Origin of the sequence: Sphingomonas sp. BK036, from assembly GCF_004216825.1 — a bacterium.
Lineage (GTDB): Bacteria > Pseudomonadota > Alphaproteobacteria > Sphingomonadales > Sphingomonadaceae > Sphingomonas.
The window spans coordinates 697,464-724,116 of sequence record NZ_SGXR01000003.1 but is presented as its reverse complement, the minus strand read 5'-3'; the positions used below and the strand labels follow the sequence as shown (position 1 = coordinate 724,116).

The window sequence follows — 26,653 nt, the reverse complement described above, 5'->3', positions numbered from 1 at the left end:
GGAAGTATAGACGCTGGGAGCGTTTCTGCACGAGGGATGCTGCCCCGGTATTTCGGGGGCGAGCGGTCGCATGGTGTCAGGACGACAGCGTGTAGGACAGCGCTCGTTCAGTCGAACAAATAGCGGATCAGATCGACCATGCCGCCGAGGCTGACGGGAAGGATCAGCAGCAAAACGAGATAGACGAAGATCAGCCGCGTAAGCGCCTTTTCATGGCGATAGACGGGCTTCTTTGGAGGAAGCTCCTCCTTGCGCGGCCAGATGCTGGAGTCGTCCAGGAACATGATCTCATTATAGCGCGGTGACGGCGAAAATATCGCGCAAAATTGCCGGCCGGTATCGTGCATCATCCGGTCGCGATCAGCCCGGTCGCGGCTTGCAGGTCGACCGATACGAGGCGGCTTATGCCGCGTTCGATCATCGTCACGCCGAACAGGCGGTGCATCCGGCTCATCGTGACGGCGTTGTGCGTGACGACGAGGTAGCGCGTGTCGGTGTCGCGGGACATGCGGTCGAGCAGGTCGCAGAAGCGTTCGATATTGGCATCGTCGAGAGGCGCGTCGACCTCGTCGAGGACGCAGATCGGCGCCGGGTTGGTGAGGAAGAGGCCGAAGATCAGCGCGACCGCGGTGAGCGCCTGTTCGCCGCCCGACAAAAGCGTGAGCGATTGCAGTCGCTTGCCGGGCGGCTGGACCATGATCTCGAGCCCCGCCTCAAGGGGGTCGTCCGAATCGACCAGTTCAAGATGTGCGCTGCCGCCGTCGAACAGCGTGGTGAAGAGACGCTGGAAATGGCCGTTCACCGCCTCGAACGCGGCCAGCAGGCGTTGGCGGCCCTCGCGGTTGAGCGTGCCGATCGAGCCGCGCAGACGGCTCACCGCCTGGCCGAGTTCGTCACGCTCGACGGCGTTGCCGCGCGACGCGTCTTCGAGGGCGGCGAGTTCGGTTTCGGCGACGAGGTTGACCGGGCCGATGCGTTCGCGGTCGGTGACGAGGCGGTCGTGCGTCGCGGACTCTTCGGCGGGGGCGCGGACGTCGGCGACCGCGAAGACGAGGCGTTCGGGGAGGACGGGGGCGGGGCACTGGAAGCGTTCGCCGGAGAGTTTGCCGAGATCGAGCCGGCGGGCTTCGTGGTTTTCGACGCGCGCGATGGCGCCGGCGCGTGCTTCGCGGGCAACAGCGAGAGCTTCGGTGGTGGCGCGGTGCGCATCATCGGCGGCGCGCGCGGCGGCTTCGGCGGCGCGTTCGGTGGCGAGCAGCGCGTCGGCGGCGGCGCGGGCGTCGCGATGCGCGTCGTTGAGCGTGGCGATGTCGCGGTCGAGGTGCGCGGGGCGATCGGCGATCGCGGCGAGATCGACGCTCAGCGCGCTCTCGCGTGCGTCCATGTCGGCGATGCGCCTGGCGGCCTCGCCGGCGCGCGCGTGCCAGCTTCGCGTGTCGGCCTGCGCTGCGGACAGGCGTTCGCGGTGGGTGGCGATGCCGCGGTCGAGCGTGGTGCGATCGGCGCGGACCTGCGCGACTGCGGTACGGCCGCGTTCGGCGTCGTATTGGAGCGTGGCGACGAGGCGCGCGTTGGCGGTGCCGTCGGGGATGGCGGCCATCGCGGCCCCGGCACGGGCGCGCTCGGCATGTGAATCGGCGACGTCGTCGGCGATGCGGTGCGCGCGAACGTCGAGATCGGCGCGTTGGGCGGCGAGGCGTTCGAGCGCGGCGGCGGCGCGGTCTTCGTTACGGGCCGCATCGCGCGCGGCGGTTTCGGCGCGGTGCAGCGCGGCGCGGGCGGTCTGCGACTGGCGGCGCGTTTCGGCGATCTGGTGGTCGATTGCGGCGCGTGCCTGCTCGGCGCGGTCGAGCGCTGCGGCCGCGGCGGGGCGTTCGGTCTGGAGCGCGGCGAGGCGGTTGCGGCGGACGAGCCGTTCCGCCGCTGCCGCGCCGGTGCCGGTTGCGGTGAACCCGTCCCAGCGGCGTAAGACGCCGTCGCCGGTGACGAGTCGCTGCCCGACCGCGAGGGCTTGTCCCTTGTCGGTGTCGACGGCGAAGACCTGCGCCAGCCTGCGGGCGAGCGCGGGGGGCGCATCGATATACGCTGCGAGTGGGGTGGCGTTGTCGGGGGCTGCGGGATCGTCGGTGCGCGGTGCGGCGCCGGCCCAGGCGTCGAGGCCGGTATCGAGATCGTCGCCAAGCGCGGCTGCCAGCGCGCGTTCGTAGCCGGCGCTTGCCGAGACATGGTCGAGCAGACGATCGCGTCCGCTGTGCCGCGTGGCCTTGGTGAGCGCGGCCATTTCGCTGTCGATCGCGGCGAGGTTTGCGCGGGCGGTCGCGTAGGCGGTCTCAGCGGTGTCGCGGCTCGTGACGGCGGCGGCTTCGTCGGTGTCCGCACGGGTGATGGCATGGCGTGCGGCGTCCGCGGCGGCGGTGGCGTCGCGGCGGGCTTCCGCGGCGGCCTCGCGGTCTGCGGCCAGCGGGGCAGGGTCGCCGAGCGTGCGGAGCGCGGCGGCGATCTGCGCGGCGTCGCGATCGGTGCGGTCGGCGCGGGACCGGGCGGCGGCGAGTGCGGCGGTGGCGACGCGGACTTCGGCGGCGTCGCGGGCTTGCGTGGCGAGCGCCTGGGCTAGCGAGACTTCGGCATCGCGGGCGGCGCGTTCGGCTTCGGCCAGCGCGACGTCGAGATCGGGGCGCGCGGCGGTGGCGTCGGCGATCGCGGTGTCGAGGGTCCTGGCTTCGTCGGCGAGCGCCGCGAGTGCGGCCGCGGCGTCGCTGGCGAGCGAGCCTTCGCGTGCGCGATCGTCGGCGATGCGGGCGCGGGCAGCGGCGAGGTCGGCGACCCTGCGCGCAACGCTGGTCTTCTCGGTCTTGAGGGTGGCCAGTTGGTGGGCGAGGTCGCCGGCCTGGTCGCGCGCGGCGAGCGCGGCGGCGCGCGCGGTGGCGACGGCTTCGATGGCGCGGTGCTGGTCGGTCGCAGCGCTCCGTTCGGCGTCGGCGGCGGCGCGGACGTGTGTATCGGCCACGGTGGCTTCGGCCTTGGCGGCGTCGGCGGCGGTGGCGGCGTCGCGCCAGCGGGCGAAGAGCGTGCGCGCCTCGGCGACGCGGATCTGTGCGGAGATCAGGCGGTAGCGTTGGGCGGCGCGCGCCTGGCGTTTCAGCGTGGCGGCGCGTGCGTCCTGGTCGGAGATGATCTCGTCGAGCTTGGCGAGATTGGCTTCGGTGGCGCGCAGCTTGCCCTCGGCGTCCTTGCGGCGGACGTGGAGCCCGGCGATCCCGGCGGCGTCCTCGAGCATCGCGCGGCGGTCGGCGGGCTTGGCGGCGATGACCGCGCCGATCCGGCCCTGGCTGACGAGTGCGGGGCTGTGCGCGCCGGTGGCGGCGTCGGCGAAGAGGAGGCCGACGTCCTTGGCGCGGACGTCACGGCCGTCGATCCGGTAGGCGGAGCCGGCGCCGCGCTCGATCCGGCGGACGATCTCGCGTTCGTCTCCGCTTATTTCGGCGAGGATCGAGACTTCGGCGAAGTCGCGCGGCGGGCGGGTGGCGGTGCCGGCGAAGATGACGTCGTCCATGCCCGCGCCGCGCAGCGACTTGGCGCTGGCCTCGCCCATCGTCCAGCGGAGCGCTTCGAGGAGGTTCGATTTGCCACAGCCGTTGGGGCCGACGACGCCGGTGAGGCCGGGTTCGATGCGGAGATCGGCGGGGTCGACGAAGCTCTTGAAGCCGGTGATGCGGAGGCGTTTGATCTGCATTTTTGCGCCTCCCCCGATGGCTGAGTGTTGATCCTAGCCCTGACCTAACCGCAAAATTTGTGTCCCCGCGAAGGCGGGGACCCAGACTGGGCTCCCGCCTTCGCGGGAGAACAAGGGGGGAGTGCGCGTGGGTCGCCGCAATGCCACCCCGGCGGAGGCCGGGGCCCAATTGGGGGACGGTGCTAACGGAGGTCGCGCTCCGTTACTGCAACCTTTCCAATTGAGCCCCGGCCTTCGCCGGGGTGGAGGGAAAGGGGTTAGCTTACGCCCCGGCCGCCTTCAGCGCCTTCTCCATCTGATCCCAGCTCACGACCTGGTCGAGCTTCTTGTCGTTGATCAGGAAGGTCGGCGTGCCCGTGACGGTGCCCGCCTGCATCGCGTTTTCAGTGGGCTTGGCCATCACTTCGAGCTGCTTCTGGTCGGCGAGACAGGCGCGCGCCTTGGCTTCCGGGATCCCGCGCTGCTTGACGAAATCGATCGCGCCCATCTGTTCGGCGAGCTTAGTCGCGACCACCGTCGGCGGCTGGTTGGCGAGTTCCTGCTGCTGCGCGGGCGTCATCGCCTGGAGCTTGTCGAGGAACGCGATCTGGTTGCCGTACATCTGCTCGAGGATCGGGAAGAACGGCGCGACGCCGCCGCACTGGCCGAGCAACGTCAGCGCGACGTCGGGCGCGCCGTGGACGAGGAAGTCGCGGAATTCGAAGCTGACCTTGCCGGTCGAGACATATTTCTCGGTCAGCGGCTTGTACGCCTCGCGGCCGAACGCGCCGCAGGTCGGGCAGGAGCGCGCGCCATATTCGACGAGCTTGATGGCCGCATTCGGGTTGCCCATCAGATAGCCCTCGGGGGTCTTCACGACCGTCTCGGTCCAGTTCTGGCCGGCAGGCGCGGCGGCGGCCGCAACAGGTGCCGCGGCGGGCGCATCGACGTTGCCGGTGGAATCATTCTTCGAGCAGGCGGCGAGCGCGAGCGGCAGGACGGCGAGCGTGGTCAGGAACTTCATGGGGGTACTCCAGTGGATCGGATGAATTAGCGGGCGCCGGCCTTGCGGAGCACGGGTTCGAGCTGGGCCCAGCCGACATGGGGCACGATCTTGCCGTTGAGGTAGAAGGTCGGCGTGGAGTCGATCTCCTTGGGCGCGTCGGCAGTTAGTTTGACGATCCGGTCGATCTCGGGCTGGTTGGCGAAGCAGGCGTCGATCGCCGCGTCGGATAGCCCGCGCGCCTTGACCATCGCGGTCAGCCCCGAGCCGTCGGCGTTGGCGCGGACCTGCGCGGCGGCCGGGTACATGGCGAGCCGCGCGGCGTTGCCCTGCTGATACTCGATCCCGCGCTCGAGCCATTGCGGCTGCGCGGCGAAGATCGCGGACGAGGTGGCGGAGAAGCCCTTGGGACCGGTGCAACGCGCGAGGATCGCCGCCGCGAGATCGAGCCGGTCGCGGATGAAGCTGCGGACCTCGAGGCTGGTCGAGCCCGATGCGATCATCTGGCGCTTCAATACGGGTTCGGACTTCACCGAGAAATCGGCGCAGTGCGAGCAGGTGTAGCTGGCATATTCGACCAGCTTCACGCGCGCGGCGGGGTTGCCGATCAGATAGGCGCCCGAGGGGAGGATCCGCGCGGTCTGCGACCAGTCGCGTTTCGGCGCGGCGCCGGTCAGGAGGAAGAGGGCGAAGACGGCAAGGAGGACGCGCATCAGTTGATCCTGGGAAGGCCGTGCGTCGAGGCGACTCCGGCGGCGAGGGATTCGAGGACGGCGCGCAGTTCCGGATCGGCGATGCCCTTCAGGCTCGCACCGAGATCGACGGGGACCGGGCGGATCGAAGGCGGGGCGCGGCGCGGTGCGGGGGCGGCGACGTCGCCCTGGCGGATCGCGACCTTCACGATGGCCGCGTAGCCGAAGAAGCGGTTCACGCGCTCGATGATCTCGGGCGCGATGTGCTGCATCATCGGTGCGTGCGCACCGCGGACGGTGAGCGTGAGTACGCCGTCCTGTTTCTTGCCGAGCGGGAAGCGGATCGATTCGGGGGTGCTGGCGCCCGCGAGCTTGGCGCCGACGATATCGGGCCAGCGGCTGACGATCGACGACTGGACGAAGCCGAATCGCCGGAACGCCGCGCCGCCGATCGCGGGCAGCAGCTCGGCGACCGCGCGCGAGCGGTTCTCGCGCGGGGCGTCAGGATCGGTCTTGCCTCTTATGCGCTTCGTCGCCGACTTGGGCGTCGCAACTTTAGGCAGGGAAACGGGCGGCTTGCTCATCCGCAAACCCATGCCATAGGCGACGCGTGAACGCCAAGCGCTCTTCGGTCTCGACGGCCCTTCTCGACTGGTACGACGCGCATCGCCGCGACCTGCCGTGGCGCGCCAGGCCTGGTGAGGCGGTCGATCCGTACCGGGTGTGGCTGTCCGAGGTGATGTTGCAGCAGACGACGGTCGCCGCGGTGACGCCGCGGTTCCTGGCGTGGACCGCGCGGTGGCCGGATTTCGCGAGTCTCGCGGCGGCGGACGATGCCGAGGTGATGGCCGCGTGGGCGGGGCTCGGCTATTATGCGCGCGCCCGCAATCTGGTGAAGGCGGCCAAGGCCGTTGTCGCTGAGCATGGCGGCGTGTTTCCGCGGACCGAGGCTGAACTGCGCGAACTGCCGGGGCTGGGCGCGTATACCGCAGCGGCGGTGGCAGCGATCGCGTTCGGCGAGCGCGCGGTGGTGGTCGATGCGAATGTCGAGCGCGTGGTCGCGCGGCTGTTTGCGATCGAGACGCCGCTGCCGGGTGCGCGGCCGGTGATTCGGGTGGCGGCGGACTCGATCACGCCCGACGCGCGCGCGGGCGATTTCGCGCAGGCGATGATGGATCTGGGATCGGGGACGTGCACGACGCGCAGTCCGAAATGCCTGCTCTGCCCGATCCGTGCGTTTTGCGAGGGGTTCAGGCAGGGCGCGCCCGAGCGCTTGCCGGTCAAGGCGAAGAAGGCGGCCAAGCCGCAACGCTTCGGCACGATCTTCTGGCTGGAGCGCAACGGGCAGGTGCTGTTGGTGCGGCGGCCCGATACGGGGCTGCTTGGTGGGATGCGCGCGTTGCCGACCGGGCCTTGGGGCGACGGCCCACCCGGGTTCGAGGACGCGCCGGCGCAGGCGGACTGGCGGATGCTGGACGCGACCGTCGCGCATGGTTTCACCCATTTCGATCTGCAACTGACGCTTGCGGTGGCGACGGTCGAGGCGCATCAACCCCGCGTTCCAACGGCAAGCGAATGGTGGCCGATCGACGACCTGGATACCGCCGGGCTCCCGACCGTTTTCGCAAAAGCCGGCCAAGCCATACGAAACTGGGCCATACGGAGAGCTGCATGAAACTGGTGCACTGGATTTCGACAGGCGGCCTCGCCGCGCTGGCTGCCGCGACCGCCTATGCGCAACAGGCGCAGCCACGGCCGCAGGTCAGCCCGCAGGCCCGACCGACGCCGCGGATGACGATCCCGGTCAAGGCGCTGCTGCCCGCCACGACCGCGCTGTTCGACGGCTATGTCGCGCAGGACAAGATGCCGGGGATCGTCGGCGCGTTCGGCGTCGGCGACGGCCCGACCTTGTTCCCGGCAGCGGGCAGGATCCGCGACGATGCGGGCGCACCCGCGGCGGGGCCGGACAGCCTGTGGCGCGTCTATTCGATGAGCAAGCCGATCACCGGCATGTCGGCGATGATGCTGATCGAGGACGGCAAGCTCAACCTCGACGATCCGGTCAGCAAGTACATCCCAGCGTTCAAGGACATGAAGGTGGCGATCAGCCCCGACACGTCGCTCGACGCGCGCCCGGCGACGCGGCCTATCACGATCCGCAATTTGCTGACGCATACCGCAGGGCTCGGTTATTCGATCATCACCAAGGGGGCGTTGCTCAAGGAATATGAGCGGCGCGGCATCCTGCCGGCATCGGTCAATGCGGCGATGGAAGAGAAGATGCGGCTAGTCCGGCCGACATCGCTGGAGGAGTTCGCCAACCGTGTCGCGACGCTGCCGCTGATCGCCGATCCGGGCACCAAGTGGAGCTATTCGATCGGGCTCGACGTGATGGGGCGCGTGATCGAGGTCGCGAGCGGCATGAGCTTCGAACGGTTCGTGCAGACGCGGCTGTTCGATCCGCTCAAGATGAAGTCGAGCTTCTGGCAGGTACCGCAGAGCGAGGTCGGCAGGCTGGCCACGAACTATGCGTTTGTCGGCGACACGCGGACGCCGCTCGATCCCGCCGCGACGTCGGTGTTCCTGCAGAAGCCGAGCTTTCCCTATGGCGGCGCGGGCCTCGTGATGTCGGCGCGCGATTACGACCGGTTCCTGCACATGATCCAGAACGGCGGCACGCTCGACGGCGTGCGCGTGATGAAGCCCGAGACGATCGCGCTGGCGACCTCGAACCTGTTGCCCGCGGGCGTCACCTATGGCGGCGTGAGCGGTGGTACCGGGGGGACGAAGGGCAGCAACATGGGCTTTGGCGCGGGTGGATCGGTGGTGCTCGCCACGACGCCGAATGGCCCGGGCAAGGGCACCTATGCCTGGGGCGGTGCGGCGGGGACGATCGCGTGGGTCGATCCGCTCAAGCGGTCGCGCGGCAATGTGATGGTCAATTACTTCCCGGCGGACCGGATTCCGCTGCGGGACCAGGTGGTAGCGGCACTGATGCAGGATGCGGCGAGGTTGCGCCGATGAGCGTGATGGAGGCACCGGGTTTCACGGGCGGGACGCTCGACCGGGTCGATGCGATGCGGCACGATGCCGAGGCGCTGGCGGCGGCGCGGAGCGACTGGCGCGCGCGGCTGCTGGTGCTCGACGGGCTGCTGCCGGGGGTGACCGACGAGGGGCATTTGGCGTGGACGTCGATGGCAGATATGCCCGAGGATGCCGAACCGATCCTGCTCGGGCTCGACGAGAGCGGGCGGCCGCATTTCACCGCGCTGCTGGCGGGGATGCGGGTCGATACCGCGCCGGCGATGCGATCGCCCGCGCTGATGTCGGTGCTGGGTGCGCTGGCGCCGGGCGAGGCGGCGACCTATGCGGCGGCGCGCAGCCTGATCGACTGGCATGTCCGGCATGGCTTTTGCGCGAAATGCGGGTCGCCGACCGACGTGTTCCGGGCTGGCTGGGCGCGCAAATGTCCGGCGTGTGCGACCGAGCATTTCCCGCGTGTCGATCCGGTGGTAATCATGATCGCCGAGCATGACGGGCGCGCGCTGCTCGGGCGCGGCAAGGGGTGGCCGGCGGGGCGCTATTCGGCACTGGCCGGGTTCCTCGAACCGGGGGAGTCGATCGAGGAAGCGGTCGCGCGCGAAATCGTCGAGGAGGCGGGCGTGCGCGTCGGCAAGGTGCGCTATATCGCGAGCCAGCCCTGGCCGTTTCCGTCGTCGCTGATGATGGCGTGCGTCGCGGAAGCCGAGGACGATGCGATCACGCTCGATACCAACGAGCTGGAGGACGCGATGTGGGTGCCGCGCGAGATGGTGCGCGCGGTGCTGCGGGGGGAGGAGGGGCCGTTCCTGCCGCCGCCGCCCTATGCGATTGCGTATACGTTGTTGAAGGAATGGGCGGGGGAGTAGGGTTAGCCCCTACTCCCGGCACCACCCCGGCGGAGGCCGGGGCCCAATTGGGGGACGGTCGTAACTGAGGACCGCGCTTCGTTACGCCAACCTTTCCAATTGGGCCCCGGCCTTCGCCGGGGTGGTGGTAACGGGTGGCGCGCGGGTAAATTACGCGGCGATCTTCAGATCCTGCATCACATCCGCGGTGATCGACAGGCTCCGCTTGCGGGCCTCGTGGTCGTAGATCGCGCTGGTCACCATCACCTCGTCGACGCCGGTGCGTTCGACGAACGCCGCGATGCCGCGTGCGACGGTGGACGGGCTGCCGACCGCCGAGCATTGCAGGACATGCCCGAGGATCTGGTTGCCCTGCGCGCCAAGCGACTCGCGGTAGCCCGCAACCGGTGGCGGCAGCTGGCGGGGGTTGCCGGTCCGCAGCGCGACGAACGATTGCTGCTGCGAACTGGCGAGCAGTTCGGCTTCGGCATCGGTGTCGGCGGCGAAGACGTTGAACCCGGCCATCGCATGCGGCTTTGCGAGCCGTGCGGAGGGGCGGAAATCGCGGCGGTAGATCGCGAGCGCGGCGTCGAGCGCATCGGGCGCGAAATGCGACGCGAAGGCGTAGGGCAGGCCGAGTGCCGCTGCCAATTGCGCGCCGAACGTGCTCGAGCCGAGGATCCACATGTCGACGTCCGCGCCCGCGCCGGGCGTGGCGACGATGCCGGTCTGGCCGTCATTCGCGAAATAGCTTTGCAGCTCCATCACGTCCTGCGGGAAGGCGTTGGCGTCGGTTTCCAGCGTGCGGCGCATCGCGCGCGCGACGCGCTGATCCGAACCGGGCGCGCGGCCGAGGCCGAGGTCGATCCGGCCGGGGAACAGCGCGTCGAGCGTGCCGAACTGCTCGGCGATCGTCAGCGGCGCGTGGTTGGGGAGCATGATGCCGCCCGAGCCGACGCGGATCGTGCTGGTCGCGGCGGCGATGTGCGCGATCACGACCGCGGTCGCGGCGGAGGCGATCCCGGTCATGCCGTGATGTTCGGCGACCCAATAGCGCTGGAAGCCGACGCGTTCGGCATGGCGCGCGAGATCGGCGGCGTTGGCGAGCGCCTGGGAGACGGTGCCGCCTTCGACGACGGGGACGAGATCGAGCAGGGAATAGCGTGTCATACGTCAGAGATAGGTACCGAGCGGTAGCTTATCCACCCCCGTCATCCTGACGAAAGTCAGGATCCAGGGTTACGGGCGATGCCCTCCTTGGCTCTGGATCCTGACTTTCGTCAGGATGACGGGGCTTTGGGCCGGGCGGGGGCGTCAAAATCCCAGGCTGTACCGCATCGCCATGCCGTAATCGTTCGGCAGTGCGGCGACATTGCCGGGGTCGCGGCGCCAGAACAGGTTCGTGTCCAGCCCGCCGCCGAACGCCGGCAACCCGTAGCGCAGCTCGACGTCGAGTTCGCGGCCTTGCGGGGCGAGGTTGAGGCGTTGCGTGGTCCAGTCGGTGACGGCGCCGCTGGTGTAGTCGAAATAGGTCGGCAGGCGGAGGTCGACACCGCCGCGGGCGACGCGCAAGGGTTGGGCGATGCGGAGGCCGAGGCTGTCATGGCCGAACACGCCGTCCTTGCCGATATCGGCGGCAAATGCGGTGGTGCGGACGAGGCCGTCGCCGTCGAGACCGCCGCGTACCGCCGCGTGGGTCCAGCCCTGCCGCATCGATCCGCCGAGGCTCCAGCCGGCGCCGGCATCGAAGCGGGCCTTCGTATCGACGAACCACGTCGCCGCGCGTGTCGCGCCGAGTGCCGCGTCGAAGCGCGCGCCGAGCACGGTGTCGCGCTCGTCCATCCGCATGGCCGAGATCATCGTCGCGAGCGCACCGAAGCGCCGGTCGACCGCGAGCGAGGCGCGAGTGTAGCCCGAGCGTTGCCAACGGTCGCGCAGTTGCAGCGTGCTGTCGCGCTGCGTCAGGACGTCGCCAGTCTCGAGTCCTGCGGTGAAGCCGAACCCGCCGACGCTTTGTCGGATCGCGCTCGATGCGCGGGTGGTGCTGTCGAAGCGCATGTTTCCGGTACTGGCGATCAGGAAGGCGGGTTCGGACTGGCCGGAGAGCTGCGCACTCAGCGTGCCCGATCCTTGTGCGAAGCCGAAGCCGAACGAGAGCGTGCTGCCGAGACGCTGCGTCACCATGCCGGCGATCGCGCGCGCGCTGGTCGCGTCGGCGGTGGAGAGCGTCGTCCGGTCGAGCGCGACGTCGCCGTTGCCGCGCGGGGCGAGCGTCATCGACACCGTCATGCCGCCCTGCGCGAGCGCGACGTTGCGGAGCCGCGACTGGAGCGCTGATCCGAGCGAACGGTCTGGGCTTCGGCGTGCGATCGTCTTGGCGAGGTCGATTGCGAAGGCGCGGCTGTAGCCGTCGAGGATCACCGCGCCGAGTTCGCCCTGCGTCGCGTCGCCCATCGGTGCGGAGAGCACGGCGTTGCTGGTGGTCGAGACGACCGCCTTCGATCCCGCCACCGACGTCGTCCCGAGCGGCTGGAACGCTCGCGTAAGATCGAGCACGCCGTTGCCGTACACCGAGTCGACGCCGGGCGCGCCGGCATCGCGCGCGCTCTTAAACAGGATGTCGACGATCTGCGCGCCGGTGATGTTGGGGAAGGCTTGTGCCAGCAACGCGACCGCGCCCGAAATCTGCGGGGCGGCGAACGACGTGCCCGACCAGAGAGCGGCGGTATCGGTCTCATCAGGCGCGCGGACGCTTTCGCCGACCGCGGTCAGGAAATGCGCGGCGCCGCTGCCGGCCCGGTCGCTGAAGCTCGAAATGCCGTCGCCGGCGCCGACCGAGCCGGCGATGATGACCTGGTTGCGGCCCTGCGCCTCGCTTGCGACGGTGGTGAACGGATCGGGATTGGTCGAGCCGTCATTGCCCGCGGCGATCACGACGACGAGCCCCGCGGCGGTGGCGCGGCCGACCGCGTCCTTGAGGCTTTGCGGCATGTCCGAGCCGCCGAGCGAGATGTTGACGACTTTTGCGCCAGCGGTGCGCGCGGCGTCGAGTCCGCGCGTGATTGCGTCGGTGCTGAACTTGCAGCCCGAATCCTCGTCGTCCTTGCTCGCGGTGGCGCAGGTGCCGGGGCGGTCGGCGCGCAGCACGATCAGCGTCGAGTCGAACGCGACACCGTGCGTGCCCGCATCGTTGCGGCGTCCGGCGAGCGTGAAGGCGACCGCGGTGCCGTGGCCGCCCTCGTCGTCGATCGAGCTGTTGCCGGCGACGTCCTGCGACGTGGACGCGACGCGGGTGCCGAACTCCTGGCTTTGCAGGTCGATGCCGCTGTCGATCACGCCGACGCCGATACCCTTGCCGGTCGCGCCGACGCGATAGGCGGCGAGCGCGTTCATCGAGACCGCGCCGACCGTCGCGCGATATTCGGTGGTGTCGTAGCTGGAGGGTGTTGGGGTCGGTGCAGGAGTGGGGGCCGGCGTCGGAGTCGGAGTGGGCGTGGGTGCTGGAATCGTCGCGGCGGGCGGAGTCGGCGTGCTGTTGATGCCGCCGCCGCCTCCGCCGCCACAGCCGGCGAGGAGAAGCCCTGTCGCGATTGGCGCCGATCGCAGCAGGCCGGCCTTGAAGCGTCGCATGAGTCGTACCCGTTTTGCCCCGTAAGGCTACTGGATTACAAAGTGTTACGCGAACGTAAACTCGGTGGGGGTAAAGACCGCTGCTGCCGGAGCCGGCTTGCCCGCTCGGGTTGCGGTGCCTAGAGGTTCGCGCCATGCTTGCCAGCCTCGACCATGTCCGCAACTGGATCTTCGATCTCGACAACACGCTGTACCCGGCGAGCGCGAACCTGTTCTCGCAGGTGGACGCGCGGATGACCGGGTTCATCCAGGACCTGCTCGGGCTCGATCACGACGAGGCGCGGCGCGTGCAGAAGGGGTATTTTCATAATCACGGCACGACCCTGTCGGGATTGATGACCGAGCATCACGTCGATCCGCACGCGTTCCTCGCGCATGTCCACGACATCGAGATGGACGTGATCGAGCATGACGCGCCGCTGGTCGCCGCGATCGCGAAGCTGCCGGGGCGCAAGCTCGTCTTCACCAATGGCGACACGCCCTACGCGACGCGGATCCTCGACCGGCTCGGCCTGAGCGAGAGCTTCGAGGCGATCCACGATATCCACGCGATGGACCTGATGCCCAAGCCGCACGCGTCGGCCTATGCCGGGTTCTGCGCGGCGTTCGATATCGATCCGGCGCAATCACTGTTTGCGGACGACATGGCGCGCAACCTGACGCCGGCCAAGGCGATCGGGATGACGACCGTGTGGATCGACAACGGCTCCGAACAATCGCCCGACGCGGCGCGCGACCATATCGATTTCACCGTGCCGGTGCTCGCACCCTGGCTCGAAACCATCCTGGAGACATCATGACCTTGCAGACCATCACCGACGCCGCCTGGGACGATCGCGCAAACCTCGGGCTCGATACCAAGGGTGAAGTGCGCGACGCCGTGGAGTCCGCGCTGGCGATGCTCGATGCGGGCACCGCGCGGGTTGCGGAGCCGACGGCGGATGGCTGGCAGGTCAACCAGTGGCTTAAAAAGGCGGTGCTGCTGTCGTTCCGGCTCAACGATAACGTAGTCATCGACGGCGGCTCGGCGGGCGCGCCTGCGTTCGACAAGGTGCCGTCGAAGTTTGCGGGCTGGGGCGATGCCGAGTTCCGCGCGGCGGGGATCCGCGTCGTGCCGGGCGCGGTCGCGCGGCGCGGGAGCTTCATCGCCAAGGGTGCGATCCTGATGCCGAGCTTCGTCAATATCGGCGCCTATGTCGGCGAGGGGACGATGGTCGACGCGTGGGCGACGGTCGGCAGTTGCGCGCAGATCGGCAAGAACGTGCATCTGTCGGGCGGTGCCGGCATCGGCGGCGTGCTCGAGCCGTTGCAGGCGGACCCGGTGATCATCGGCGACGGTGCGTTCATCGGTGCGCGCGCCGAAGTCGCGGAGGGCGTTCGAGTCGGCGAGGGCGCGGTGCTGTCGATGGGCGTGTATCTCGGCGCGTCGACCAAGATCATCGATCGCGCGACCGGCGAGGTCTTCAAGGGCGAAGTGCCGCCGTACGCGGTGGTCGTTCCGGGCTCGATCGGCGGCGGAGACGGCAAACCCGCGCTGTACTGCGCCGTGATTGTCAAACGGGTCGACGCGCAAACGCGCTCGAAGACCTCGATCAACGACCTGCTGAGGGACTGATCGGGTCGACAACGTGGCGGGGGCTGCCTATCCGGTACGAAACATACCGAGGAGATAGATTTTGACCGCTGCTGCCAGCCAGGTTCTCGACCGCGTACTCGTCCTCGAAATGGTCCGCGTGACCGAAGCGGCGGCGATCGCCGCCTCCACGCTCGTCGGGCGCGGTGACGAGAAGGCGGCGGATGCCGCCGCGGTCGAGGCGATGCGCGAGGCGCTCAACTCGCTGTACATGGACGGCACCGTCGTCATCGGCGAGGGCGAGCGCGACGAGGCGCCGATGCTGTTCATCGGCGAGAAGGTCGGCTCCGCGATCGGCAAGGGCCCGAAGATCGACATCGCGCTCGATCCGCTCGAAGGCACGACGATCTGCGCGACCGCGGGGCCGAACAGCCTCGCCGTGCTGGCGATCGCCGAAGAGGGCGGGCTGCTCAACGCGCCCGACGTCTATATGGACAAGATCGCGGTCGGCCCGGGCTATCCCGAGGGCATCATCAATCTCGACAAGACGCCGACCGAGAACATCATGGCGGTTGCGGCCGCCAAGGGCGTGCCCGCGCGCGACCTGATCGTGTGCGTGCTCGATCGCCCGCGTCACGAAAAGCTGATCGCCGAGCTGCGCTCGGTCGGGTGCGGCGTGATGCTGATCGGTGATGGCGACGTTGCCGGCGTGATCGCGACGTCCGACCCTGAGACGACGGTCGACGTGTATATGGGCTCCGGCGGCGCGCCCGAAGGCGTGCTGGCATGTGCGGCGCTGCGCTGCGTCGGCGGGCAGTTCAAGGGCCGGTTGCTGTTCCGCAACGACGACGAGCGCGGCCGTGCGGCGAAGTGGGGGATCACCGATCTCGACAAGCAGTACGACTTGTCCGAGCTGGCCAAGGGCGACTGCATCTTCGCGGCGACGGGCGTGACGGATGGCTCGCTGCTGGCCGGCGTGAAGCGGAAGAAGGGCAAGATGACCACCGAGAGCGTGGTGATGCGCGCGTCGTCGGGGACGGTGCGTTGGGTCAAGGGCGAGCATCGCACGGATTGATCTGGGGGCTTCGCCCCGTTGGTATTTAAGCGCCGCCCCGGCGGAGGCCGGGGTCCAATTGGGGACCGTTGCTAACGTAGCGATGCGCTTCGTTACCCCGGACGTTCCATTTGGGCCCCGGCCTTCGCCGGGGTGGAGTATGTGGTGGGGGGTGCAAACTACCATCCTGTTTCCCCGCGAAGGCGGGGATCCAGACTGGGCTCCCGCCTTCGCGGGAGAACAAGGTGGGGCTGGGCTACCGCCTATGCGCAGACCAGGGCTTGGCGTTCGCCTTCGCGGACTAAGAGGCGGTAGCATTGGGGCGTATGGGCGGTGGGAGTGCCGGCATGATCGTTCTGATGGCTCTGCTGCTCCTCACGCTTGGCGCGCTGCGCTGGTTTCTCAAGGGCGATCTGCGCGGGTATCGGCGGATCAAGCGGCTGCCCGATACCGCATCGCGCCAGCGGACCTATCGACTGTGGATCGGCAAGGCGGGGATCGCGTTCGTGCTGCCGGCGCTTGTCGGGCTCGCGCTGCTTGGTCGGCTCGACGCGCTCGTTACCATTCCCGTCGAATTTGATGCCCTGCGCCTCTGGCTGCCGCGGTTCGAGAGGGAGGATCGTGCCGCGCTGCTGGGGCTGATGGGCGGCGGCGCGCTGGGCGGGCTGGTACTCGGCGCGCTCTTCGCGATGTGGCGCGGCGGGCGGGGTCTGAAGCCGATCGGCAATGTCGGATCGCTTCTTCCGCGTAATCGCCCCGAGCTCGCGCATGCCGCGGTCATGGCGATCGCGGCGGGTATCTCCGAAGAACTCGCGTTCCGGCTGTTCCTGCCGCTGCTGCTCGTGCTCGTCACCGGCAACGCGGTTGTCGCCTTCGGGATCGCGGTCGCGCTGTTCGGGGCGATGCATCGCTATCAGGGGTGGGCGGGCGTCGTCGCGACGACGATCGTCGGTGCGTTGATGGCAGCGGTCTACCTCATGACCGGATCCTTGTGGCTGGCGATGCTGTTGCACGCGCTGATCGATCTCAATTCGCTGGTCCTGCGCCCGGCGCTGGGCGGTGCGTGGCGCGCGGCTTGACTTCGCCGGCGCGGGTTCGTCCAATCGCGGCTGGTTTCATCAAGGGGACACCGATGTCACGCCACGCCCTCCTGCTTGCTTTGGCGATCACCGCCGCGGTACCCGGCGCCACCGTCGCGCAAGCGGGGGCGGGGCAGGCGACTGCGCAGGCTCCGCAGCCATCGCCCTTCACCTATCAGGAAGTCATGGTGCCGATGCGTGACGGCGCGCGGTTGCAGACCGTTATCATGCGACCGCGCGGGGTGACCGGCCCGCTGCCGATCCTGCTCCAGCGCACGCCCTACGGCGTTCCCGACGCGCCGTTCGCCAGCGCCAGCCACTTCGGTCCGCTGATGAAGGACGGCTATATCTTCGTGTTCCAGTCGATGCGCGGGCGGTTCAAGTCGGACGGCGTCTTCACGCTGTCGACCGCGGTGCATCCGAACGATCCCAAGGCGGTCGACGAGGCGACCGATGCGTATGACACGGTCGACTGGCTGGTGAAGACGCTGCCTGAGAACTCCGGCAAGGTCGGTATGTGGGGAGTCTCCTATCCCGGCTTCGCGGCGGCGGTGGCGCTGGCCAAGCCGCATCCTGCGCTGAAGGCGGTCAGCCCGCAGGCGGCGTGGATCGATTACTGGCAGTCGGACGACCTGCACCGCAACGGCGCGCTGCGGCTGAGCTATGCGACCGACTGGGTGTCGTCGCTGCAGCTCGACAAGACGAAAAACTCGGATTTCGCCTATCCGAGCGACACTTACGACTATTTCCTGAAACAGGGCTCGGCGGAGGCGATCGACCGGACCGTCTTCAAGGGGCGGGTGCCGATGTTCACCGCGCTGCTCGATCACCCGAACCACGACGCCTTCTACACCGGGCAGCGCTGGACCGATGCGCTCGGCGAGACGACCGTGCCGACGCTGAACGTCGCGGGGTTCTGGGACCAGGAGGATCCGTGGGGCTCCTGGCAGATCTACGCCCGGCAGAAGCGCAACGATCCGAACCATCTGGCGCAGATGGTGGCGGGGCCGTGGCGGCATGGCGGCTGGCAGGGCGTTGCGGATCATCTGGGACCGATCCCGATCGGAACGCCAAGCGGCACCCAGTTCCAGGAGCAGATCCAGGCGCCGTTCTTCGCCTATTGGCTGCACGGCAAGGGGCCGCGGCCCGACTTTGCCGCCAGGATGTTCCAGTCGGGATCGAACGCGTGGAAGACCTATGCCGCGTGGCCGCCGGCGGGGGCGAAACCGACGAACCTCTATCTGCATGCCGATGGCAGCCTGTCGTTCACCGCGCCGGCGGCAGGCGAGGGGTGTCGCGACTATGTGTCCGATCCGGCCAACCCGGTGCCGTTCCGCCGGCGGCCGATGTCGGCGACCTATGCCAGCCCCGACTGGGCATGGTGGGAGGCGGACGACCAGCGCTTAGTCGATCATCGCCCCGACGTGCTCGGCTATGTGTCCGAACCGCTCGCTGCGGACCTGACCGTGACGGGTGCGCTGTCGGCGACGTTGCAGGCGTCGACGAGCGGGACGGACAGCGATTTCGTGGTGAAGCTGATCGACGTGCTGCCCGACGATACCGCGCCGTTCGACGGCAGGACTGCGCAGCCGGGGGACTATGCCAGGACGCTCAACGGCTATCAGCTGCCGATCGCGATGGAGGTGCGGCGCGGGCGGTTCCTCGCCAGCGACACCGCGCCGCAGCCGTTGGTGCCGGGCAAGGTCGTGGCGTGGGACGTGCCGCTGCGCGACCATGATCATGTGTTCAAGGCTGGGCACCGGATCATGGTGCAGATCCAGTCGAGCTGGTTCCCGATGATCGACCGCAACCCGCAGTCGTTCGTGGCGAACATCGCGCGGGCGAAGCCGGGCGATTATGTGAAGGCGACGCAGAAGGTCTGTGCGGGGTCGCGGGTTACGTTGCCCGTGATGCGGTAGGGTTTGTAGCTGCTCGAACCTCCCCGGCGGAGGCCGGGGCCCAATTGGGAAGCGCCGCTGATTAGAGGCTGCGTCTCGTTACTACGGCCTCACCAATTGGGCCCCGGCCTCCGCCGGGGAGGTGGTCTTTCGACCGTCGGCTCTGCTAGTTCTTCATCCGCCAGCCGGTCTTGAAGATCAGCGCGATGACGATCAGGCATGCGGCCAGGAAGCCTGCCGTGACCGCGAGGCTGATCCCCACCGCGACGTCGCCCTGCCCGAAGAAGCTCCAGCGGAACCCGCTGATCAGATAGACGACCGGGTTGAACAGGCTGACGGTGCGCCACGGCTCGGGCAGCATGTCGATCGAGTAGAACGCGCCGCCGAGGAAGGTGAGCGGCGTGATCAGCAGCGCAGGCACGAAGTTCAGCTGTTCGAACCCGTTCGCCCAGACGCCGATGATGAACCCGAACAGGCTGAACGCGACCGCGGTCAGCACCAGGAACGCGATCATCGCGAGCGGGTGCTCGATCCGCAGATCCACGAAGAACGACGCGGTCGCGAGGATGATCAGCCCGAGGATCACCGACTTGGTGGTCGCCGCGCCGACATAGCCGATCACCATCTCCATCGCCGAGACGGGTGCGGACAGGAGCTCGTAGATCGTGCCGGTGAATTTGGGGAAGTAGATCCCGATCGACGCGTTCGAGATGCTCTGCGTGAGCAGCGACAGCATGATCAGGCCGGGGACGATGAAGCTGCCATAGCCGACGCCGCCGACCTGTTGCATCCGGCTGCCGATCGCACCGCCGAAGACGATGAAATAGAGCGAGGTGGTGAGGACGGGGGTGACGAGGCTCTGCCACAAGGTGCGCAGCGCGCGCGCCATTTCGAAGCGATAGATCGCCCAGATGCCATGCCAGTTCATGAAGGGGATATTCATGCGCGCTCTCCGACGAGATCGACGAAGATGTCTTCGAGGCTCGATTTGCTGGTTTCGAGATCCTTGAAGCTGATGCCGAGTTCGGCGAGCTTGCGGAGCAACGAGGGGATGCCGGTGTGATCGGCCTGCGCGTCGAACACGTAGCGCAGGCGCTTGCCGTCGTCCTGTAGCGAGACGTCCCAGTCCGCCAGTTGGGCGGGGATCGCGGTCATCGGATCCTGGAGCGACACGTCGAGTTCGCGCTTGCCGAGCTGCTTCATCAGCGCCGCCTTGTCGTCGACCAGCAGCAGCTTGCCCTTGTTGATGACGCCGACCCGGTCGGCCATCTCCTCGGCCTCCTCGATATAATGCGTCGTCAGGATGATCGTCGTGCCGCCCTCGCGCAGGCGGTGGACGAGCTTCCACATGTCGCGGCGCAGCGCCACGTCGACGCCCGCGGTGGGCTCGTCGAGGAACAGGATCTCGGGCTCGTGGCTGAGCGCCTTGGCGATCAGCACGCGGCGCTTCATCCCGCCCGACAATTCCATGATCTTCGCGTGGCGCTTGTCCCACAGCGACAGGTCGCGGAGCACCTGTTCGATATACGCGCTGTGCCCCGACCGGCCGAACAGACGGCGGCTGAACGTGACGGTGGCGAGCACCGTCTCGAACATGTCGACGTTGAGTTCCTGCGGCACCAACCCGATGCGGCTGCGCGCCTGCTTATAGTCGTGGATCGCGTCGTAGCCCGCGACCTTGATCGTGCCCGCGGTCGGCGTGACGATGCCGCAGATGATGCTGATCAGGGTCGTCTTGCCGGCGCCGTTGGGGCCTAGCAGTGCGAAGATCTCGCCCTTGCGGATGTCGAGATCGACGGGGTGGAGCGCGGTGGTACCGCTCTTGTAGGTCTTGGTGACGCCCGCGACGGACAGGATCGGTTCGGTCATTGGCACCCCTTTTTCGTGAGGGGAAGATGGGGGTGGGGCGTTGGGAATGATAGGGGGCGTCCGTCCCATTCCCGTCATCCTGGGCTCGACCCAGGATCCAGAGCCGCGTTCGCTCCGCTTGTGGCTCTGGATCCTGACTTTCGTCAGGATGACGGAGTTGGCGGGATGCGGCCCGCCGCGTCCACTCCGACCGCCATTTCCGTCATCCTGGGCTCGACCCAGGATCCAGAGCCGCGTGCGGTCCGATTGTGGCTCTGGATCCTGACTTTCGTCAGGATGACGGGGGCGGGTGGGGTTAGCCTGCCCGTGCTGCCGCTACGGCCTTTTGCAGGTCCTCCAGCGGGAGCGCGCCGGAGAGGACCCGGTCGCCGACGACCCAGCTCGGGGTGCCGGTCATCCCGAGTTTGGCGGCGGTTTCCATGTTCTTGGCGATCTCGGCGTCGGCGGTCTTGGTGAAGCGTGGCTGCGAGAGATCGACCCCGGCCTTGCCCGCCGCGGCGGCGATCGAGGCGTCGCTGACCGGGCCGCCGGCGTAGAGCGCGTCATGGAATGGGGCGAACTTGCCCTGTTGTGCGGCGGCCAGGCTCGCGCGCGCGGCGATGCGGCTTTCGGCGCTGAGGATCGGAAGTTCGCGGAAGACGACGCGGACCTTGGGATCGGCGGCGATCAGCTTGGCGATCATCGGCAGGCTCGCGCGGCAATAGCCGCAATTATAGTCGAAATACTCGACCAGCGTGACGTCGCCCTTGGGATTGCCCGCCCAGGCGCTGCCGAACGGCGTGAGAATCGCGTCGCGGTTCGCGGTGACGGTCTTGCCCGACTCGCGGTCGCGCAGCTTCTCCATCGCCTCGGGGAGGATCTCGGGGTGCGCGAGCACATAGTCGTGGACGATCGATTCGACCTGCGCGCGCTCGACGCCGCCGCCCTGGCGATCGAACCCCCAGACCGCGAGGCCTCCGATGACGGCGCCGGCGACAGCGATCGCCGGAAATGTGAATTTGCTCATTTGCGGCGCTTATACTGCTTGGGGTTGTCGTCCATCTCGTTCTGCGCGGCCATCGCGATATCCTGCGCGCGGATCCAGTCGGTCGTGTTCGCAGGGATGTTGGCCAGCGCATATTGCGCGCTCGCCGACGCGGTCCGCATGTCGCCGCCCATGCTCGCGCGCTCGGCGGTGGCGAGCGCGGCGCGTGCGGTATCGCCGGTCAGTTCGTACACCGTGCCGAGCTGCATCCAGGCGAACGGGTTCTGATCGTCGCGGCCGACTGCGGTGCGCAGTACGCGGGTCGCCTCGGGATAGTTCGCCTTGTTCTCGGTCGCGATCAGCGCGTGGCCGAAGGTGGTGGCGATCAGCGGGTTGTTGCGCGAGCCCTCGGTGGCCTCACGTAACGGCACCAGCGACTCGACCGGCTTGCCCGCCTCGAGCAGGATCTGACCCTTGATCTCGAGGAAATAGGGATCGGTCGGCTCGGCCTTCACCAGCGCGTTCGCCTCGGCGTCGGCTTTGTCGGGATAGCCGGCTTTGTGATACGCATAGGCGCGGGCGTAGTGCGCGTAGATCGACTGGTTGCTGGGCGGGAAGGCCTGCAGGGTCTGGTCGGCGGGCAGGACGTAGCCGGCGAGCTTGGCCTTCACGCGGCGGAAGCGTTCCTCCAGCGCGGCGTCGGGCTTGTTGGCCCAGGCGGGCGAGGCCTGGAGATCGGCAGTGAGCGTCGCGACGCGTTCGCCCGACAGCGGATGCGACTGCATGAACGGATCGATGTTCGCGGTGCCGAAGCGATATTCCTGCTGTTGCAGCTTCTTGAAGAAGCTGAGCATGCCGCGGCCCGAGACGTTGGCCTCGCGCAGGAACTTCGCGCCGGTCGCGTCGGCGGTCGATTCCTGGACCCGGCTGAACGAGAGGTAGCTGCCCATCGCCGCCTGTTGGCCCGCCGCCATGATGCCGGCGCCCGCTTCACCGCTGCCCGCGGCCATCGCGGCGAGGCCGAGCACCATCGAGAGCAGGTACATGCCCATCGCCGGTTTCGTACCGCGGTCGGCGAGGACGACATGCCCGTCGGCGATGTGGCCGAGCTCGTGCGCAATGACGCCCTGGACTTCGTTGGCGTTGTCTGCGGCCTGGATCAGGCCTGAGTGGACGTAGACGGTCTGCCCGCCCGCGACGAACGCGTTGATCGACTCGTCGTTGATCAGGACGACCTTGACGTCGCGCGTCGAGAGCCCGGCGGCCTTGATGAGCGGGTTCGACATCTCGGCGAACATCGTCTCGGTCTCGGCGTCGCGGAGAATCGACTGTGCTTGAAGGGGTTGCGTCCAGAGGAGGAGGGCAGTGGCTGCGGCGGCTACGAAGCGCTTCATGCCGGGGGTTATCGTCGATTGGGGGCGGGGGGGCAATGGCCGGGGGGTGGGGGTGCGGTGGAGTGTGCGTTGGGGGTGGGGCGGGGGCGGTCGGAATTGGTGCCGTTGTTGCTGGCTCCACCGCCTTTTCTCCAAGGCTGCCTGTTCACTGCCTCATCGTCATCCCAGCGGAAGCTGGGATATCCCCGTTTGGCGGGTGTCGCGTGCGACGTGGGATACCCCAGCTTTCGCTGGGGTGACGGGATGGAGTTGTGTGGGGATGCGGTTCGGCAAAAAGGACGCGGTCGCCTTCTAGCTACCACCCCGGCGGAGGCCGGGGTCCAGTTGGGGGGCGTTGCTGATGCACGCTAGCGCTTCGTTATCGCCACCTTTCCAATTGGGCCCCGGCCTTCGCCGGGGTGGTGGTGGGTGGGGGAGCTGGGGGGCGTCCTTCGACGCGCTGAACGTCCCATCTGCGCATCGCTCCCGCCTCCTTGTTCTCCTGCGAAGGCGGGAGCCCAGACTGGGTCCCCGCCTTCGAGGGGACACATGCTTTTAGCGCGGTGAGCGTATTCCGCCCCCCACACACGAAAACGGGCGCGGCCTCTCGGTCGCGCCCGTCCTTCGGTCACAGCGTCCGGCGTTAGCCGAAGGTGCGCTGCCACCAGCCTCGGCGGGGGGCGCCGTCGGGGCCGTCGTTGGTGCCATCGTCGGTGCGGTCGGTCGCGACGTCCTGCGGCTGGACTTCGGCCTTGGGCGGGACGGTGTCGATCGGCGTATCGAGCGGCTCGCTGGTCGGTGCGGCATCGCCGGCGTCGACCACGGCAGCCTTGCGCGGGCGACCGCGGGGCTTGGCGGCCTTGGCAGGCGCTTCCTCGACGACGGGCGTGTCGACCACCGCGTCCGACGCCTTGCGGCGCGCACGCTTGGGCTTTGGCGCCGCGGCCTCGATGGTCTCGGCGGGCGTTGCGCTCACCTCGTCCATCGTCGCTTCGGCGACCGCCTCGCGACGACGGCGGCTCGGCTTTGGCGCAGCCGGCTCGGCAGCGACGGGCTCGGGCACGACCGGCTCCGGTGCGACCGTCTCGACGTCCGCCTCGACCGCGCGCGGCTTGCGACCGCGACGCGCCTTGGGGGCCGCCTCTGCAACCGGCTCGGCGATGTTCGCCGCGGCGGCTGCCGCGCGAGCGCGCGGACGACGGCGCATCTTCGGACCGTCTGCGGCCTCTGCGACCGGCGCCTCCTGGACGACCGGCTCCTGCGCCGGCTCGTAAGGCGGCTCGGCATAGGTCGATTCGACCGGCTCATACGCTTCCGGCTCTGGCGCCTCGGCGATCAGCTGGGCATCGTCGATGCTGCTGACGGCGACCGACTGGCCATTGTCCGACCCCTGCTCGTTGCGGCGACCGCCACGACGACCGCGACGACCGCGACGACGACGGCCTTCGCCCTCGACACCGTTCGCCTGTTCGGCCGACATGATGGTCTCGGCCTCCTCGCCACCGCCGACTTCGACGATGTCGCCCTCGACCGCGTCGATTTCCTCGACGTTGGTGTCGGCCTCCTCGAACGAACCCTCGCCGTTGGTGCCTTCGACCGCACCCTCTTCACCGGGACGTGCGCGACCGCGACGACCGCGGCGACGGCGACGCTTCTTGCCGCCTTCACCATCCGCCTCGCGACCTTCGCGCGGCGCGCGCTGCTCGCCATTGCCCTCGCGGCCACCTTCACGACGACGCGGCTGCTCGGCTTCGGCCTCTTCGACCTCGTCCTCCTCGATCTCGTCCTCGATCTCCTCGGGAAGGTCGTCCTCGTCTTCCTCGATGATCTGGACGAACTTGGGCGCGTGCGCGGGCGGCGGGCCGCTGGCCTCGACCGTCATGTGCGCGCCTTCCTCGTCCTGGCCGGGGATGATCTCGACGATCACACCGTAGCGATCCTCGATCTCGGCGATGTCGGCACGCTTGCGGTTGAGGATGTAGACCGCAGCCTCCTGGCTCGCGCGCAGCGTCAGCAGCGAGCCGCGACCGCGGGCGGCCTCGTCCTCGATGAGGCGGAGCGCGGAAATGCCCGACGACGATGCGGTGCGCACCAGCCCGGTGCCTTCGCAATGCGGGCAGGCGCGAGTCGACGCTTCGAGCACGCCGGTGCGCAGCCGCTGGCGGCTCATTTCCATGAGGCCGAACGACGAGATGCGGCCGATCTGGATGCGCGCACGATCGTTCTTGAGCGCCTCCTTCATCGCCTTCTCGACCTTACGGACGTTGGAATTGTTATCCATGTCGATGAAGTCGATGACGACGAGCCCGGCCATGTCGCGCAGGCGCAGCTGGCGGCCGATTTCCTGTGCGGCCTCGAGGTTGGTCGCGGTCGCAGTCTGCTCGATGCTGTGCTCGCGCGTCGAGCGGCCCGAGTTGATGTCGATCGAGACGAGCGCCTCGGTCGGGTTGATGACCAGATAGCCGCCCGACTTCAGCTGGACGACCGGATGGTACATCGCCGACAGCTGATCCTCGACGCCCGCGCGCTGGAACAGCGGCACCGGATCGGCGTAATGCTTGATGCGACGGGCGTGCGTCGGCATCAGCAGGCGCATGAATTCGCGCGCCTGACGATAACCGTCCTCGCCCTCGACGATGACCTCTTCGATTTCCTTGTTGTAGATGTCGCGGATCGCGCGCTTGATCAGGTCGCTGTCGCCGTAAACGAGCGCGGGCGCCGACGCCTGCAGCGTGGCCTCGCGGATCCCGTCCCACAGGCGGGCGAGGTAATCGAAGTCGCGCTTGATCTCGACCTTCGAACGCTGGAGCCCGGCGGTGCGGACGATGCAGCCCATCGAGGGCGGCAGCTGCATGTCGGCCATGATCGACTTCAGCCGCTTGCGATCGCCCGCGTTGCTGATCTTGCGCGAGATGCCGCCGCCGTGGCTCGTGTTCGGCATCAGGACGCAATAGCGGCCGGCCAGCGACAGGTACGTCGTCAGCGCCGCGCCCTTGTTGCCGCGCTCTTCCTTGACGACCTGGACGAGCAGCACCTGGCGGCGATGGATCACGTCCTGGATCTTGTAGCGGCGGCGCAGGTTCATGCGACGCTCGCGCAGGTCCTCGACCGCGGCATCGTCGCTGCTCGACTTGCGCTTGCGGCGCGGCGCGTCGCCCGTTTCGCCGCCTTCGAGTTCCTCGGCGACGTCGGGATCTACCCCGCCATCGTCCTCGAAACGCTCGATATCGTCCTCGTCGTCACCCTCTTCGTCGTCCGCGTCATAGTCGGCGCGCAGGGCTGCCTCCTCGGCGGCATGCTCGGCTTCTTCGCGGAGCAGCGCGTCGCGGTCTTCCTTGGGGATCTGGTAGTAATCGGGGTGGATCTCGCTGAACGCGAGGAAGCCGTGGCGATTGCCGCCGTAATCGATGAACGCCGCCTGGAGCGACGGCTCGACCCGCGTGACCTTGGCGAGGTAGATATTGCCTTTCAGCTGCTTGCGTTCGGCACTCTCGAAATCGAATTCCTCGATCCGGTTACCTTTGACGACGGCGATCCGGGTTTCTTCCCGGTGGCGTGCGTCGATCAGCATACGCGTTGTCATTATAGAATCTCCGCGCGCGCGCCGGGCCTGTCGGCAGCCGTCGCGCGCTTGATGGTGGGGCGGTCGGACACGGACGTCCTGAGCCGCGGAAGGTATGCGAAACTGCCTCTGCTCGGTTTGCATGCCGCGGGAACTCTCCCTGCGGCGCCCGCACGACCGCGATCCCGTCGGCGAAGGCCGGTCGGAGAGCGGGGCGGGGGGAATGCGTCATTCGAGCGTCAACCTGAATTGCCGCGCCGGCGAGGATCCGCAGGCGGGCGTCGAGACCAGCGCGTCGCTGGTCAAAACCAGGCGACACACGGCTGTACGACAGGACTAGCACTGCATACCCGATCC

General features: G+C 68.3%; 20 protein-coding genes. 8 read left to right on the top strand and 12 right to left on the bottom strand.

Features of this window, described 5'->3' with window-relative positions; all coding sequences use genetic code 11:
* Positions 1-107 precede the first annotated feature (107 nt).
* The 5 genes from EV283_RS03465 to EV283_RS03445 all read right to left on the bottom strand — a co-directional run bounded on the left by EV283_RS03465 (position 108) and on the right by EV283_RS03445 (position 5,991).
* Positions 108-350, bottom strand: a complete 243-nt coding sequence (locus EV283_RS03465; RefSeq protein ID WP_130322671.1) for a hypothetical protein — start codon at positions 348-350, stop codon at positions 108-110.
* Positions 347-3,733, bottom strand: coding sequence for an AAA family ATPase (locus EV283_RS03460; RefSeq protein WP_130322669.1), 3,387 nt, complete (start codon positions 3,731-3,733; stop codon positions 347-349). Before EV283_RS03460 ends, EV283_RS03465 begins: the two co-directional genes overlap by 4 nt.
* Positions 3,734-3,995: 262 nt before the next feature.
* Positions 3,996-4,736, bottom strand: a complete 741-nt coding sequence (locus EV283_RS03455) for a thioredoxin domain-containing protein (protein ID WP_130322667.1) — start codon at positions 4,734-4,736, stop codon at positions 3,996-3,998.
* Positions 4,737-4,762: 26 nt separating this feature from the next.
* Positions 4,763-5,428, bottom strand: coding sequence for a thioredoxin domain-containing protein (locus EV283_RS03450; protein WP_130322666.1), 666 nt, complete (start codon positions 5,426-5,428; stop codon positions 4,763-4,765).
* Positions 5,428-5,991 carry a DciA family protein gene (locus EV283_RS03445; RefSeq protein ID WP_130322665.1) on the bottom strand — a complete coding sequence of 188 codons (564 nt, stop codon included), beginning with the start codon at positions 5,989-5,991 and terminating at the stop codon, positions 5,428-5,430. Before EV283_RS03445 ends, EV283_RS03450 begins: the two co-directional genes overlap by 1 nt.
* A gap of 26 nt (positions 5,992-6,017) precedes the next feature.
* Here EV283_RS03445 and EV283_RS03440 point away from each other — a divergent pair, with 26 nt between their 5' ends.
* The 3 genes from EV283_RS03440 to nudC are packed head-to-tail and all read left to right on the top strand — an operon-like array spanning position 6,018 to position 9,315.
* A complete protein-coding gene (locus tag EV283_RS03440; RefSeq protein WP_130322664.1) occupies positions 6,018-7,082 on the top strand; it encodes an A/G-specific adenine glycosylase in 1,065 nt (354 codons plus the stop codon).
* Positions 7,079-8,431: a serine hydrolase domain-containing protein gene (locus EV283_RS03435; RefSeq protein ID WP_130322663.1), complete on the top strand. Its 1,353-nt coding sequence runs from the start codon at positions 7,079-7,081 to the stop codon at positions 8,429-8,431. Before EV283_RS03440 ends, EV283_RS03435 begins: the two co-directional genes overlap by 4 nt.
* Before the next feature lie 5 nt (positions 8,432-8,436).
* Positions 8,437-9,315: an NAD(+) diphosphatase gene (gene nudC, locus EV283_RS03430; protein WP_130323882.1), complete on the top strand. Its 879-nt coding sequence runs from the start codon at positions 8,437-8,439 to the stop codon at positions 9,313-9,315.
* Positions 9,316-9,465: 150 nt separating this feature from the next.
* Here nudC and EV283_RS03425 read toward each other — a convergent pair whose 3' ends face one another.
* Both EV283_RS03425 and EV283_RS03420 read right to left on the bottom strand, forming a co-directional pair.
* A complete protein-coding gene (locus EV283_RS03425) occupies positions 9,466-10,464 on the bottom strand; it encodes an LLM class flavin-dependent oxidoreductase (protein WP_130322662.1) in 999 nt (332 codons plus the stop codon).
* A gap of 144 nt (positions 10,465-10,608) precedes the next feature.
* A complete protein-coding gene (locus EV283_RS03420; RefSeq protein ID WP_130322661.1) occupies positions 10,609-12,924 on the bottom strand; it encodes a S8 family peptidase in 2,316 nt (771 codons plus the stop codon).
* A 134-nt stretch (positions 12,925-13,058) separates the two neighbouring features.
* On the opposite strand from EV283_RS03420, the gene EV283_RS03415 reads away from it, so the two are divergent.
* The 5 genes from EV283_RS03415 (at position 13,059) to EV283_RS03395 (ending at position 18,549) form a co-directional block, all read left to right on the top strand.
* On the top strand, positions 13,059-13,724 hold the full coding sequence (locus EV283_RS03415; RefSeq protein ID WP_130322660.1) for a pyrimidine 5'-nucleotidase: 666 nt from the start codon (positions 13,059-13,061) through the stop codon (positions 13,722-13,724).
* A complete protein-coding gene (gene dapD, locus EV283_RS03410; RefSeq protein ID WP_130322659.1) occupies positions 13,721-14,539 on the top strand; it encodes a 2,3,4,5-tetrahydropyridine-2,6-dicarboxylate N-succinyltransferase in 819 nt (272 codons plus the stop codon). Before EV283_RS03415 ends, dapD begins: the two co-directional genes overlap by 4 nt.
* 61 nt (positions 14,540-14,600) lie before the next feature.
* Positions 14,601-15,572, top strand: coding sequence for a class II fructose-bisphosphatase (gene glpX, locus EV283_RS03405; protein WP_130322658.1), 972 nt, complete (start codon positions 14,601-14,603; stop codon positions 15,570-15,572).
* Between the two features lie 326 nt (positions 15,573-15,898).
* The gene (locus EV283_RS03400) at positions 15,899-16,630 is read left to right on the top strand and encodes a CPBP family intramembrane glutamic endopeptidase (protein ID WP_165391680.1); all 732 of its coding nucleotides are present in this window, start codon (positions 15,899-15,901) and stop codon (positions 16,628-16,630) included.
* Between the two features lie 53 nt (positions 16,631-16,683).
* Complete coding sequence (locus EV283_RS03395) at positions 16,684-18,549, top strand: CocE/NonD family hydrolase (protein ID WP_130322654.1); 1,866 nt, start codon at positions 16,684-16,686, stop codon at positions 18,547-18,549.
* Positions 18,550-18,694: 145 nt separating this feature from the next.
* On the opposite strand, the gene EV283_RS03390 is transcribed toward EV283_RS03395, so the two are convergent.
* The 5 genes from EV283_RS03390 to EV283_RS03370 all read right to left on the bottom strand — a co-directional run bounded on the left by EV283_RS03390 (position 18,695) and on the right by EV283_RS03370 (position 26,317).
* The gene (locus tag EV283_RS03390) at positions 18,695-19,456 is read right to left on the bottom strand and encodes an ABC transporter permease (RefSeq protein WP_056411747.1); all 762 of its coding nucleotides are present in this window, start codon (positions 19,454-19,456) and stop codon (positions 18,695-18,697) included.
* 11 nt (positions 19,457-19,467) lie between these two features.
* The gene (locus EV283_RS03385) at positions 19,468-20,397 is read right to left on the bottom strand and encodes an ABC transporter ATP-binding protein (protein WP_130322652.1); all 930 of its coding nucleotides are present in this window, start codon (positions 20,395-20,397) and stop codon (positions 19,468-19,470) included.
* Between the two features lie 295 nt (positions 20,398-20,692).
* Positions 20,693-21,403 carry a DsbA family protein gene (locus EV283_RS03380; protein WP_130322650.1) on the bottom strand — a complete coding sequence of 237 codons (711 nt, stop codon included), beginning with the start codon at positions 21,401-21,403 and terminating at the stop codon, positions 20,693-20,695.
* Entirely contained in the window at positions 21,400-22,755 is a 1,356-nt protein-coding gene (locus EV283_RS03375) for a M48 family metalloprotease (protein ID WP_130322648.1), read from the bottom strand. Before EV283_RS03375 ends, EV283_RS03380 begins: the two co-directional genes overlap by 4 nt.
* A gap of 622 nt (positions 22,756-23,377) precedes the next feature.
* Positions 23,378-26,317 carry a ribonuclease E/G gene (locus tag EV283_RS03370; RefSeq protein ID WP_242615763.1) on the bottom strand — a complete coding sequence of 980 codons (2,940 nt, stop codon included), beginning with the start codon at positions 26,315-26,317 and terminating at the stop codon, positions 23,378-23,380.
* Positions 26,318-26,653 lie beyond the last annotated feature (336 nt).

Excerpts from the sequence above, each read along its gene's own strand:
- EV283_RS03465 (WP_130322671.1), bottom strand. The coding sequence starts at position 350 with ATGATGCACGATACCGGCCGGCAATTTTGCGCGATATTTTCGCCGTCA.
- EV283_RS03460 (WP_130322669.1), bottom strand. The coding sequence starts at position 3,733 with ATGCAGATCAAACGCCTCCGCATCACCGGCTTCAAGAGCTTCGTCGAC.
- EV283_RS03455 (WP_130322667.1), bottom strand. The coding sequence starts at position 4,736 with ATGAAGTTCCTGACCACGCTCGCCGTCCTGCCGCTCGCGCTCGCCGCC.
- EV283_RS03450 (WP_130322666.1), bottom strand. The coding sequence starts at position 5,428 with ATGCGCGTCCTCCTTGCCGTCTTCGCCCTCTTCCTCCTGACCGGCGCC.
- EV283_RS03445 (WP_130322665.1), bottom strand. The coding sequence starts at position 5,991 with ATGAGCAAGCCGCCCGTTTCCCTGCCTAAAGTTGCGACGCCCAAGTCG.
- EV283_RS03435 (WP_130322663.1), top strand. The coding sequence starts at position 7,079 with ATGAAACTGGTGCACTGGATTTCGACAGGCGGCCTCGCCGCGCTGGCT.
- nudC (WP_130323882.1), top strand. The coding sequence starts at position 8,437 with ATGGAGGCACCGGGTTTCACGGGCGGGACGCTCGACCGGGTCGATGCG.
- EV283_RS03425 (WP_130322662.1), bottom strand. The coding sequence starts at position 10,464 with ATGACACGCTATTCCCTGCTCGATCTCGTCCCCGTCGTCGAAGGCGGC.
- EV283_RS03420 (WP_130322661.1), bottom strand. The coding sequence starts at position 12,924 with ATGCGACGCTTCAAGGCCGGCCTGCTGCGATCGGCGCCAATCGCGACA.
- EV283_RS03415 (WP_130322660.1), top strand. The coding sequence starts at position 13,059 with ATGCTTGCCAGCCTCGACCATGTCCGCAACTGGATCTTCGATCTCGAC.
- dapD (WP_130322659.1), top strand. The coding sequence starts at position 13,721 with ATGACCTTGCAGACCATCACCGACGCCGCCTGGGACGATCGCGCAAAC.
- EV283_RS03400 (WP_165391680.1), top strand. The coding sequence starts at position 15,899 with ATGATCGTTCTGATGGCTCTGCTGCTCCTCACGCTTGGCGCGCTGCGC.
- EV283_RS03395 (WP_130322654.1), top strand. The coding sequence starts at position 16,684 with ATGTCACGCCACGCCCTCCTGCTTGCTTTGGCGATCACCGCCGCGGTA.
- EV283_RS03390 (WP_056411747.1), bottom strand. The coding sequence starts at position 19,456 with ATGAACTGGCATGGCATCTGGGCGATCTATCGCTTCGAAATGGCGCGC.
- EV283_RS03385 (WP_130322652.1), bottom strand. The coding sequence starts at position 20,397 with ATGACCGAACCGATCCTGTCCGTCGCGGGCGTCACCAAGACCTACAAG.
- EV283_RS03380 (WP_130322650.1), bottom strand. The coding sequence starts at position 21,403 with ATGAGCAAATTCACATTTCCGGCGATCGCTGTCGCCGGCGCCGTCATC.
- EV283_RS03375 (WP_130322648.1), bottom strand. The coding sequence starts at position 22,755 with ATGAAGCGCTTCGTAGCCGCCGCAGCCACTGCCCTCCTCCTCTGGACG.
- EV283_RS03370 (WP_242615763.1), bottom strand. The coding sequence starts at position 26,317 with ATGACAACGCGTATGCTGATCGACGCACGCCACCGGGAAGAAACCCGG.